This is a genomic window from Polynucleobacter sp. GWA2_45_21 (genome assembly GCF_001830325.1).
Lineage (GTDB): Bacteria > Pseudomonadota > Gammaproteobacteria > Burkholderiales > Burkholderiaceae > Polynucleobacter.
This window is the reverse complement of sequence record NZ_MHZG01000015.1, coordinates 80,378-90,862: the sequence shown is the minus strand read 5'-3', so window position 1 is coordinate 90,862 and position 10,485 is coordinate 80,378. Positions and strand designations below refer to the sequence as shown.

12 protein-coding genes are annotated in these 10,485 nt (G+C 46.3%); 9 read left to right on the top strand and 3 right to left on the bottom strand.

The genetic code is table 11. The annotated features are described in order from the left end of the window. On the top strand, positions 1–107 hold a 107-nt coding region (locus A2X74_RS10380; protein WP_299765581.1), incomplete at its 5' end, for an IS3 family transposase. 66 nt (positions 108–173) lie between these two features. Here the strand turns inward: A2X74_RS10380 and ychF are convergent. Beyond that, complete coding sequence (gene ychF, locus A2X74_RS10375; RefSeq protein ID WP_293625844.1) at positions 174–1,268, bottom strand: redox-regulated ATPase YchF; 1,095 nt, start codon at positions 1,266–1,268, stop codon at positions 174–176. 39 nt (positions 1,269–1,307) lie between these two features. Here ychF and A2X74_RS10370 point away from each other — a divergent pair, with 39 nt between their 5' ends. The 4 genes from A2X74_RS10370 to A2X74_RS10355 are packed head-to-tail and all read left to right on the top strand — an operon-like array spanning position 1,308 to position 5,870. Beyond that, positions 1,308–2,582, top strand: coding sequence for an FAD-dependent monooxygenase (locus tag A2X74_RS10370; protein ID WP_293625842.1), 1,275 nt, complete (start codon positions 1,308–1,310; stop codon positions 2,580–2,582). Next, positions 2,575–3,294, top strand: coding sequence for a DsbC family protein (locus tag A2X74_RS10365; RefSeq protein ID WP_293625840.1), 720 nt, complete (start codon positions 2,575–2,577; stop codon positions 3,292–3,294). Before A2X74_RS10370 ends, A2X74_RS10365 begins: the two co-directional genes overlap by 8 nt. 18 nt (positions 3,295–3,312) lie before the next feature. Then, positions 3,313–5,097: a PDZ domain-containing protein gene (locus A2X74_RS10360; RefSeq protein ID WP_293625838.1), complete on the top strand. Its 1,785-nt coding sequence runs from the start codon at positions 3,313–3,315 to the stop codon at positions 5,095–5,097. Beyond that, positions 5,097–5,870 carry a uracil-DNA glycosylase gene (locus A2X74_RS10355; protein WP_293625836.1) on the top strand — a complete coding sequence of 258 codons (774 nt, stop codon included), beginning with the start codon at positions 5,097–5,099 and terminating at the stop codon, positions 5,868–5,870. Before A2X74_RS10360 ends, A2X74_RS10355 begins: the two co-directional genes overlap by 1 nt. Before the next feature lie 32 nt (positions 5,871–5,902). On the opposite strand, the gene A2X74_RS10350 is transcribed toward A2X74_RS10355, so the two are convergent. Together A2X74_RS10350 and A2X74_RS10345 are read right to left on the bottom strand one after the other, a co-directional pair. Beyond that, positions 5,903–6,385, bottom strand: coding sequence for a helix-turn-helix domain-containing protein (locus tag A2X74_RS10350; RefSeq protein WP_293625834.1), 483 nt, complete (start codon positions 6,383–6,385; stop codon positions 5,903–5,905). Between the two features lie 103 nt (positions 6,386–6,488). Further along, entirely contained in the window at positions 6,489–6,770 is a 282-nt protein-coding gene (locus tag A2X74_RS10345) for a hypothetical protein (protein ID WP_293625832.1), read from the bottom strand. Between the two features lie 19 nt (positions 6,771–6,789). On the opposite strand from A2X74_RS10345, the gene hemA reads away from it, so the two are divergent. The 4 genes from hemA to grxD all read left to right on the top strand — a co-directional run bounded on the left by hemA (position 6,790) and on the right by grxD (position 10,458). Next, positions 6,790–8,106: a glutamyl-tRNA reductase gene (gene hemA / locus A2X74_RS10340; protein WP_293625830.1), complete on the top strand. Its 1,317-nt coding sequence runs from the start codon at positions 6,790–6,792 to the stop codon at positions 8,104–8,106. Then, positions 8,107–9,186 (top strand): peptide chain release factor 1, encoded by a 1,080-nt coding sequence (prfA, locus tag A2X74_RS10335; RefSeq protein WP_216178803.1) that lies wholly within the window; start codon positions 8,107–8,109, stop codon positions 9,184–9,186. 10 nt (positions 9,187–9,196) lie between these two features. Further along, a complete protein-coding gene (gene prmC, locus A2X74_RS10330; protein ID WP_293625828.1) occupies positions 9,197–10,045 on the top strand; it encodes a peptide chain release factor N(5)-glutamine methyltransferase in 849 nt (282 codons plus the stop codon). 104 nt (positions 10,046–10,149) lie between these two features. Continuing rightward, a complete protein-coding gene (gene grxD / locus A2X74_RS10325) occupies positions 10,150–10,458 on the top strand; it encodes a Grx4 family monothiol glutaredoxin (RefSeq protein WP_015420309.1) in 309 nt (102 codons plus the stop codon). Positions 10,459–10,485: the final 27 nt, after the last annotated feature.

Here is a 10,485-nt window from a genome sequence, read left to right as displayed (position 1 = left end):
CGGGACTAGAGGAATATATCCACTACTACAACCATGATCGAATTAAACAAAAACTAAAGGGATTGAGCCCGGTTAATTACCGAACTCAATCCCTTCTGGTAACCTAATTAAACTGTCCAACTTTTGTGGGTCAGTTCATCGCTAAGGGCTTTTTACATTTAGAGGCACTGTTTTTAGACGTTAAAGAGGAAGTTCAAAACATCACCATCTTTAACAACATACTCTTTACCCTCAGCACGCATCTTTCCAGCTTCCTTGGCACCAGACTCACCCTTGAATTGAATAAAATCCTCAAAAGCAATGGTTTGCGCACGAATAAAGCCACGCTCAAAATCCGTATGAATCACTCCGGCAGCCTGCGGAGCAGTATCACCTTGATGGATTGTCCAGGCACGAACTTCTTTAACACCAGCTGTAAAGTAGGTCTGCAGGCCCAATAACTTATAGCCTGCACGAATCACGCGATCCAATCCAGACTCTTCCATACCAAGGTCTGCCAAGAACTCAGCCTTGTCAGAGTCATCCAAATCAGCGATCTCGGCTTCGATTGCGGCACATACCGCAACCACTGGTGCACCTTCTTTAGCTGCATGCTGAATCACTGCCTCTAAATGCGGATTATTGTCAAAGCCGTCTTCTTTGACGTTAGCGATATACATTGCTGGCTTTGCGGTAATTAAGCACAGTGGCTTTAAAAGTAAATTTTCTTCGTCAGTCAGTTTCAAGCTGCGAACTGGCTGAGCTTGATCTAGATGGGCTTGCACCTTAGTCAGCACAGCCACGAGAGCTGCCGCTTCTTTGTCATTCCCTGACTTAGCAGCTTTACTGGAGCGTTGAAGGGTTTTTTCAACGGTCGTTAAGTCAGATAAGGCCAATTCAGTATCAATCACTGCGATATCCGAAATCGGGTCAATCTTGCCAGCCACGTGGATCACGTTGGCATCCTCAAAACAGCGCACCACATGAGTAATCGCATCAGTTTCGCGAATGTTGGCCAGAAATTGGTTTCCTAGACCCTCACCTTTGGAGGCTCCAGCAACCAAGCCCGCAATGTCGACAAATTCGACAGCGGCAGGCAGGATGCGCTCAGGCTTGACGATCTCAGCCAAAGCGGCAAGACGGGGGTCAGGAACCTCAACCACGCCCACATTAGGCTCGATCGTGCAGAAAGGATAGTTTTCCGCCGCGATTCCAGCTTTGGTAAGCGCGTTAAAGAGGGTAGATTTGCCGACGTTAGGCAGGCCGACGATGCCACATTTCAAAGACATAGCCGTATTGTAAAGGGCTAGTTTCGATATCATCGAGATATGTCAGAAGTTCAACAAAATTCCTCCGCTAAGTTACCTAAAAATACCTCCCAAATCCGGGGGGTTGATGTAGTCGTGGTGGGTGGGGGCATAGCAGGCAAGGCTTGCGCATTGGGTCTAGCCCAGCTTGGACTTCAAACCATTCAAATTGCCCCCGACCTAGGGCAAGCTGTTCCCGCGCCCAAGGGTAATCAATGGGGGCAACGCATTTACGCCTTTTCTCCCAGCACCCAAAAATTACTTGCCCATCTACAGATTTGGGATGCGATTGATCACAGCCGCATGCAGCCCGTTCGAGATATGCGGATTTTTGGCGATCGCGGAGAAAAGCAGGATCAACTGCACCTATCCGCTTTTGAGGCTGGTACACCCCAATTAGCCTGGATTGGCGAATCGAATGTGATCGAGCACACTCTAGATCAAGCCTCACGCTTCCAAAATAAATTAGAGCGCATCAGCGATGCAGTCGATAGTATTGAAGTAGATTCCGATGGGGCAACACTTCACCTCACAAATGGATCTACCTTACGCGCTCAACTCGTCATTGCCGCGGATGGCGCAAACTCTCCGATTCGTAATGAGCTAGGTATTTCCGTGGAAGAAGAAAGCTATTCACAAAGCGCTGTAGTGGCTAATTGGATTTGCAGTCATGCACATTTAGAAACTGCCTACCAGTGGTTTTTGCCTGGGGGCGATATTGTGGCTATGCTGCCATTACCGAATAAACAAGTTTCAATGGTGTGGTCTACCTCACCAGAAAATGCGGCGGAACTTTTAAAGCTTGATCAAGCGATGTGGACTTACAAACTTTCCTCGATTGCCAATGGTGCAGTAGTCGCTCAACTTGGAGAGTTGACTCTCAATTCAACGCCAGCCGCTTTTCCACTCAGAAGAATTCGTACTAATCGCTTCATTGGTCCTGAAAATAATCCTAAGGTTGCGCTAATTGGTGATGCCGCTCATGTGATGCATCCCCTGGCCGGTCAAGGCCTGAACCTGGGATTAAGGGATGTGGCAACTCTACTCAATATCTTGAGTCAACGTGAATCCTTCCGACTACCAAACGATAAAGTTTTATTACGTCGCTACGAGCGCCAACGTCAAGGTGATACCAGCGCTCTACTCTGGGTGACAGACAAACTGAAGAAACTATTCTCAGCAAGCAGTGGTACAGAAAAGCAATTGCGTAACTGGGGACTAGGCATGGTCAATCGTAGTCACTTTATTAAACGGCGCCTCATTGAACGCGCCCTTGGAGATACTGATTTTGAATAAACTATTTTTTACTTTCGCAGTAGTCTGCTCTTTCAGCTTATTAGCAGGACTGGCTAATGCGCAATCAGAACAACAAGTCAGATCTGAGCTGCAAAAAAAGATTGGACCAAACGCGAAAATTAAAGGCATCTCTGAATCACCCATTCCTGGCATATACGAGATCCTGGTTGGAAATGATGTGTTTTACACCGATGCGAATAGCAAATATTTAATCCAAGGTGAAATCATTGAGATCGCTACAGGAAAAAATATTACCGAACAAAAGCAGGCAGATCTGAATCGCATTAAGTGGTCTGAACTCAATCCAGCAAATGCATTAAAAGTAGTGCGTGGTAATGGCAGTAGACAGCTGGCTGTTTTCTCTGATCCAAATTGCGGCTACTGCAAGCGTTTGGATAAATCTTTGCAGCAACTAGATAACGTGACTATCTACACTTACTTAATTCCAATTCTGTCAGCCGACTCTGCACAGAAATCTAAACAAATTTGGTGCTCTGCTGATCCCCAAAAAGCCTATATTGATTGGATGATCAATGGTATTGCACCCAGCGGAAAAAGTGACTGCGCCACTCCTTTAGACAAGAATATGGCTTTTGCCAAAACCTATGGCATTACCGGTACGCCGACTATTTTCTTTACTGATGGCAGCCGCTTTCCGGGTGCCGTTCAAATATCCGATATAGAAAAGAAACTTAGCAGCATGAAGCAATAGGCGTTATAGGCAATAGTGATGAACAAAATGAATACCCCTGATCTACCTGCAATCCAATACACCATTTGGTCAGCAGATCTGCATGGCCACCGCTTTCATGTGAAGTTGCGTATTGAGAACCCATTACCCAATGGACAAATTTTGCAAATGCCCGCCTGGATTCCAGGCAGTTATTTAATTCGAGACTTCAGCAAACAAATTGAAACGATTGAAGCATTCGCACTTGATAACCCAAATGAAGCGCTACCTTTAGAACGGATCGACAACGATCAGTGGCGCTTACCCAAGGTAGCTGGCGCAGTAGAAATCCTCACAACCGTTTATGCATTTGATTCTTCTGTGCGTGCCGCCTATCTCGATACTGAGCGTGCGTTTATTAATCCAAGCAGCTTATGTTTGGCAGTCAAAGGTCAAGAATCTTTACCCTGCGCTTTAGTGTTGATTCCAACAAAAGATGCTTGTGCAAACTTATGGACCGTTCAGACAGGCTTGCAGCCCGCCAAAGTAGATGGCCAAGGTTACGGCTTTTATCTCGCCAAAAACTATGATGACTTACTTGATCATCCAATTGCCATGGGCGAGTTTCAGATTGCCCATTGGAAATCCAATGGTGTGTCACACAGCATGGCGATACAAGGATGTATTCATGAAGTTGATCTAGAGCGCTTAGCAACAGATCTTCAGGCTATCTGCACTTGCACCATCAACCTCTTTGAACCCAAAACAAAAAAAGCACCCTTCCAGAATTATTTATTTTTAGTTAATGCCGTTCTTTCTGGATACGGTGGACTTGAGCATCGTAATAGCACTGCTCTACTATGTCGTCGAGATCAAGTTCCTCAAGTGAATACACCCTTAGATGAAGCATCCTATCGTGAATTTCTCGGTCTCTGCAGTCATGAGTATTTTCATGCTTGGTTAGTCAAACGCATTCAGCCTAAAGCATTCCAACCCTATCAACTCGATCGCAGAAACCATACTCGCTTACTCTGGTTATTTGAAGGCTTTACAAGTTACTACGATGACTTGCAATTATTTCGCAGCAAGCGTATTGATTTAAAGGCTTACCTCAAGCTAGTCGCTAATAATTGGAATGGCATTTTGCGTGGCCCAGGAAGACTAAAGCAAAGCCTTGCAGATAGCTCTTTTGATGCTTGGACCAAGTACTATCAAGCTGATGAAAACACACCAAATGCGGTCGTAAGTTATTACGGCAAAGGCGCCTTGCTCGCCCTAGGCTTAGATCTCAAGATCCGCGCATTTGCAGGCAACCGTCAATCCCTAGATGATTTGATGCGCCTCATCTGGCAAACCCATGGAGTCACGCTAGATGGCATTGCTGAAGATGGTTTAGATGACTTAATGTTCAAATTGCTTGGCAAAGAATTCTCCAAAACTTGGAATGAATTTAAGTCTCGTTATATTTTTGGTGCTCAAGATATTCCAATTCAAAAATGGATTGATCCAAAAACGATTTCGGTTAAACAGAAAACCCATTCCAAGCTTGAGAAGATCAAACTGCAATTGGGATTGCGTCATAGTGATAGCAATGGTTGGCTCAAGGTGACGCATGTTCTTGATGGTGGTGCCGGACAATTAGCGGGCCTAGCTCCTGGAGATCTATTGGCCAGCATCAACGGTGAACGCATTACTACCGCCCGCTGGGATAAGGTGCTATCTAGTTTGATCACAGGGCAAGTCATCCAGATTTGCTTTTTCCGAGATGATTTAGAGCATGAGTGCATGACCGTTCTTGAGGATGATCAAATTCCGACTCAATACACTCTGACGCCAGCTGAGTAATGCATTCGTTTTCTGCGGCTGACATTCCAGAGGACTGGCGCACCCTACTCGGGGATTATTTTGAGTCCATAGAGTGGCAAACGCTGCAGACCAATCTGCGGTCTGAGCTCAATAAAGATACAGAAAAAATTTGCCCTGAGCCCCAGAATTTCTTTAAAGCGCTGACATTAACCCCGCTTACCAAGGTCAAGGTCGTCATCTTGGGGCAGGATCCGTATCACTCCCCTGGGCTGGCTCAAGGCTTGGCTTTTTCGATTCCCGCCAATATTCCAACCAATTCCAGGCAATTTCCCAGCTCCTTACGCAATATCAGTAAAGCGCTAGCACTGGAAGGGTTTGGCGCCCTTCCTAACGGTGATCTTCATACCTGGGCTGAGCAAGGCGTGCTACTTCTCAATACTGCTCTTAGCGTGAAATTGGGTGAGGCAGCCAGCCATGCCAATCTTGGGTGGAAATCCCTTATTGATCGACTTATCAAGAATTTAGCATTCCAAAAACCAAATCTAGTCTGGATGCTTTGGGGTGGGCATGCTCAATCTAAGCTGCCCCTGATTGAGACAGCCCTAGGCCAATTGATTCTGCAATCCTCACACCCTTCTGGGCTGGGAGTCTACAAAACAGATCGGCCATTTCTACAGCCTGGTGCAAAGGCAAGTTGCGGGCACTTCACCAAAACAAATGAATGGCTGGTAGCGCACCATGAAACCCCGATTCAGTGGGTTGGTGGCCACACCAACTTTACGGATAAAGACTTATTCTCGCTAGGCAGTTAATTGAAGAATTTAGTAGTTAGCGCTGACTTCTATTACTGCCAAGCCACTCTTGGCGAGTGCATTTCATGAGCCCAACGATCAATATTTTTCCATATGCTCTTTGGTGGGGTATTACTTACTTTAGCTGCCTCCTCAACTGCCAAAACAATCAGAGGTAATGGAGCCTCATCGAGCAAGGAAGCTATGTATGGAAAGATAGGTTCTGGAATTTTTCCCGATACCAATGACTTTGCCAACTGTGAGCCAATTAATTTATTTTTATAACTCACACTTGCAGTTTGGCCAGCTGCCTCTAGGGCATATTGCTTTTTATGCCGCCCTTGCATTGAAACATCAATCCCAAGCAGCCCGAGTAGAGCAAATAATTTAGCAGCCCCTAAATCTTTTAGAGTGCCATTTTCTAAATGAAGGATGGTTGATCTAGACAAATTAGATAGCTTTGCTAGGCGATCTTGAGTCAAACCCAAAGCAACTCTGCGATTTGCTACCTGCAGTCCAATTTCACGTAAGTTCATAGTAAGTAGTATGCCACAAACCCATAAGAAAATGTGTAATATATTACACATTAAATACTAGGTAAATTCCGAAAAACTCAATTCAGTGGCGGCATATTTGGACTTATTTACCTATGCCTGCGTATACAGCCCCAGCCAGACAAGAAGCAACTATGGCGCTCAGCCATTCCAGCATCTGACCCGATTGAAATAAGCCCGAAAATTGGCCGATATAGGAGCTGACTAGAGCGGCCAAGAAGCCAATTAAGGCCGTAATAAGAAATTTCTTAGCTTTGGGCTTAGCACGGCGTTGTCCCGGATAGAAAAGCAGGGTAAATACGCCCGTTAAGCCGCCGATCACCAGAAAAGCTAAAAACCCCATTACCACCCCCATTGTTGCTGCCATCAAATCTATAATCACCATTATGAAGTTGTTGACACTCGGCATCAATCATCACACAGCGCCGGTCGCCATTCGGGAGAAGGTCGCCTTCGACCCTGAGTTTCTTCAAGAAGCGTTGCACGATCTTCGCCAACATCTCGTTGGCGCGAATCAGGCTGGGCTACCTGAAGCCACAATTTTGTCGACCTGCAATCGCACTGAGGTGTATTGCGCTGCTAATGATGCAGATGCAGCTAGCCTTTTGCATGAAGCGACTTTTGATTGGTTGGCAAAAACTCAGCAACTTGCTCCAAGCAGTTTAGGGCCGCATATTTATTCACTACCGCAATCTGATGCAGTTCGTCATGCCTTTAGAGTTGCCTGTGGATTAGACTCCATGGTGATTGGTGAAACCCAAATCTTGGGTCAGATGAAAGATGCTGTGCGCACTGCAAATGATGCAGGCGTTCTTGGCACGTATCTCAATCAACTCTTTCAGAAAACCTTTGCGGTTGCAAAAGAAGTTCGTGGCTCTACAGAAATTGGCGCTCACTCAATCTCGATGGCAGCCGCCTCAGTTCGATTAGCCGAACGCATTTTTGAAAGCATTGCTGATCAACGTGTTCTGTTTATCGGTGCTGGCGACATGATCACCTTATGCGCAACGCATTTTGTGGCACGTAAACCTAAAACAGTTGCCATCGCCAACCGAACAATTGAACGCGGTCAAGAATTAGCAGACTCGATTTCGATTCAAGATATTGAAGCTGAATCATTCAAGCTCTCCGAACTCCCCTCACGATTGCATGAATTTGACATCATTGTTTCAAGTACGGCATCCTCACTTCCGATTATTGGATTGGGCATGGTAGAGAGTGCTTTGAAGCAACGTCGCCATAAACCCATGGTGATGATTGACTTGGCGGTACCTCGTGACTTTGAACCTGAGATTGCTCGTTTAAATGACATCTATCTTTATACGGTAGATGATTTAGGCGTGATGATTCAAACAGGTACCTCTCTTCGTCAGGCCGCAGTAAGTCAAGCCGAAGCGATTATTGAAGATCGCGTTGGCAACTTTATGCACTGGATGCAAGGTCGTAAGACTGTGCCGCTGATTCAGGATATTCAGCAACAAGGTGAACACCTCAGACAACTTGAGCTCGACCGTGCGATGAAACGATTGATGCGTGGCGAAGATCCTCAAGAAGTTCTGAACGCAATGGCTCAAGGTTTAACCAATAAGTTTTTGCATGGCTCATTGCATGCTTTACAACATTCCAATGGCGCTGAGCGTGACGCCCTGATTAAGTTGCTTCCCAAATTATTCGCCTCGCACTCCAAGTCAGAAGACCATTAGATGAAGCCCAGCATGCGGGCTAAGCTAGACCACCTAGACACGCGCTTAGCCGAACTCAATTCCCTATTAACTACCGAAGAGTCCACGAAAGACATGGACAACTATCGGAAGCTCACACGCGAGCATTCTGATATTGCAATGGTAGTTGAGCAATTTGGCCTATACAAACAAGCTGAGGCAGATGCACAGGCTGCAGAAGAGATGCGCAAAGATCCCGAAATGAAGGACTTTGCCGACGAAGAACAAAAACAAGCACAAGCTACTATGGAGGAGCTTGAGGGCGTCCTACAAAAACTCTTGCTACCCAAAGATGTGAATGATGAGCGAAACGTCTTCTTAGAAATTCGTGCGGGTACGGGTGGTGATGAGAGCGCACTCTTTGCTGGTGACTTACTTCGAATGTATACGCGCTTTGCTGAGCGCCAAGGTTGGAAGGTTGAAGTCGTGAATGCTGCTGAATCCGATCTTGGTGGGTACAAGGAAGTTGTTCTGCGCTTAGTAGGTCAATCCGTCTATTCTCGCCTGAAGTTTGAATCTGGTGGACATCGCGTGCAACGCGTCCCCCAAACAGAAACCCAGGGACGCATACACACATCAGCTTGTACGGTAGCCGTCATGCCTGAAGCCGATGAATTAGAGGCAGTCAAAATCAATCCGGCTGAACTGCGTATTGATACTTTTAGAGCTTCTGGTGCAGGGGGCCAGCATATTAATAAAACAGATTCTGCAGTTCGCATTACGCACTTACCTACAGGTACAGTGGTTGAGTGTCAGGATGACCGTAGCCAACACCGCAATCGCGAGCAAGCGATGAAGGTTCTCGTTTCTCGCATCATGGATGCTCGTGAGCGTGAGAAACATCAGCTCGAAGCGCAAACCAGAAAGTCTCTTATTGGCTCTGGTGATCGCAGCGATCGTATTCGTACTTACAACTTCCCTCAAGGTCGGATTACTGATCACCGCATTAATCTCACGCTGTACAAAATTGATGCCATGATGGATGGTGATTTAGATGATCTATGCAATGCGTTGGCGTCAGAACATCAAGCAGAGCTTCTTGCGGCGCTTGGGGATAATTGATACAAGCAGGATGAGTATCAATCAGTCTTTACGAGAATTAATTAGCAACTGCGCATTGCCAGCCAATGAAACGCGGATATTGCTGGCTCACCTACTAGAAAAGCGCTACCAACTCCCACGCTCTGCCCTCCTATCACGTGACGATATGCGCCTGAATGAGCAAGCTTTTGAGGAATGGGAAAGTCTAGTCTCCAGAAGAATGAATGGCGAGCCCATCGCCTATATCTTGGGTAAGAAGGGTTTTCATAATATTGAGCTACAGGTAGGGCCTGGAGTACTGATTCCTCGCCCAGAAACTGAGCTTCTTGTAGAGATTGCCCTTAGTGAAATCGCCAAACTCAATGAGCCCACCAAAGTGTTAGATCTAGGTACTGGCTCTGGTGCTATCGCCCTTTCGATCGCTAGTGCCGCACCTCTGGCGTCACTGCTTGCAACAGATCGATCGGCTGAGGCTCTGGCAATCGCCAAGCACAATGCCCAATTTCTGGCTCTGACAGAGCAAGTCCAGTTTGCACAAGGCAATTGGTATGAGGCATTAAGCCCACAAAACCAGTTTGATGTGATTGTTAGCAACCCACCCTATATTGCTGACCAGGATCCTCACCTCACTCAAGGGGACCTCCGATTTGAGCCGCCTTCAGCGCTAACCGACTATGCCAGCGGCTTAAGCTGCCTTGAGATCATTATTGCCGGGGCAAATCAATACCTGAAACCTGGCGGGCTGATTGTTGTAGAGCATGGCTTTGATCAATCCGAAGCGGTGTTGGAGCTAATGAAAGGGGCGGGCCTCATCGATGTGCAGGCGCACCTTGATTTAGCGGGCCACAGCCGTGCAGCTTCTGGGCGAAAAAGACTCTAAAACCCACAAAGGGAATTAACCCTTTTCTGCAGATAGCCTTAAAATTACCCCATTGTTAGTTGCAATTCAAGATCATCTTATAGCGTCAACTCAGGAAAAATATTATGGACACCCAAGCAAGAATTCAAGAAATCGTTAGCAGTCATCCCGTTGTGTTGTTTATGAAGGGCAATGCCCAATTTCCACAATGCGGATTTTCTGGAAATGCGGTCAATATTCTACGTACCTGTGGCGTAGAAAAGCTACATACAGTGAACGTATTAGAAGATGCAGAAATTCGTCAGGGCATTAAAGAATTTGCCAACTGGCCAACTATTCCTCAGCTCTACATCAATGGCGAATTCATTGGCGGCTCAGACATCATGACTGAAATGTTTCAAAGTGGTGAATTACAAAAGTTAGTTCAAGGCTAAGATTCAATAGCTTGCATAGACTGCATT

Excerpts from the sequence above, each read along its gene's own strand:
- A2X74_RS10350 (WP_293625834.1), bottom strand. The coding sequence starts at position 6,385 with ATGAACTTACGTGAAATTGGACTGCAGGTAGCAAATCGCAGAGTTGCT.
- ychF (WP_293625844.1), bottom strand. The coding sequence starts at position 1,268 with ATGTCTTTGAAATGTGGCATCGTCGGCCTGCCTAACGTCGGCAAATCT.
- A2X74_RS10370 (WP_293625842.1), top strand. The coding sequence starts at position 1,308 with ATGTCAGAAGTTCAACAAAATTCCTCCGCTAAGTTACCTAAAAATACC.
- hemA (WP_293625830.1), top strand. The coding sequence starts at position 6,790 with ATGAAGTTGTTGACACTCGGCATCAATCATCACACAGCGCCGGTCGCC.
- A2X74_RS10360 (WP_293625838.1), top strand. The coding sequence starts at position 3,313 with ATGAACAAAATGAATACCCCTGATCTACCTGCAATCCAATACACCATT.
- prmC (WP_293625828.1), top strand. The coding sequence starts at position 9,197 with ATGAGTATCAATCAGTCTTTACGAGAATTAATTAGCAACTGCGCATTG.
- grxD (WP_015420309.1), top strand. The coding sequence starts at position 10,150 with ATGGACACCCAAGCAAGAATTCAAGAAATCGTTAGCAGTCATCCCGTT.
- A2X74_RS10345 (WP_293625832.1), bottom strand. The coding sequence starts at position 6,770 with ATGGCAGCAACAATGGGGGTGGTAATGGGGTTTTTAGCTTTTCTGGTG.
- A2X74_RS10355 (WP_293625836.1), top strand. The coding sequence starts at position 5,097 with ATGCATTCGTTTTCTGCGGCTGACATTCCAGAGGACTGGCGCACCCTA.
- prfA (WP_216178803.1), top strand. The coding sequence starts at position 8,107 with ATGAAGCCCAGCATGCGGGCTAAGCTAGACCACCTAGACACGCGCTTA.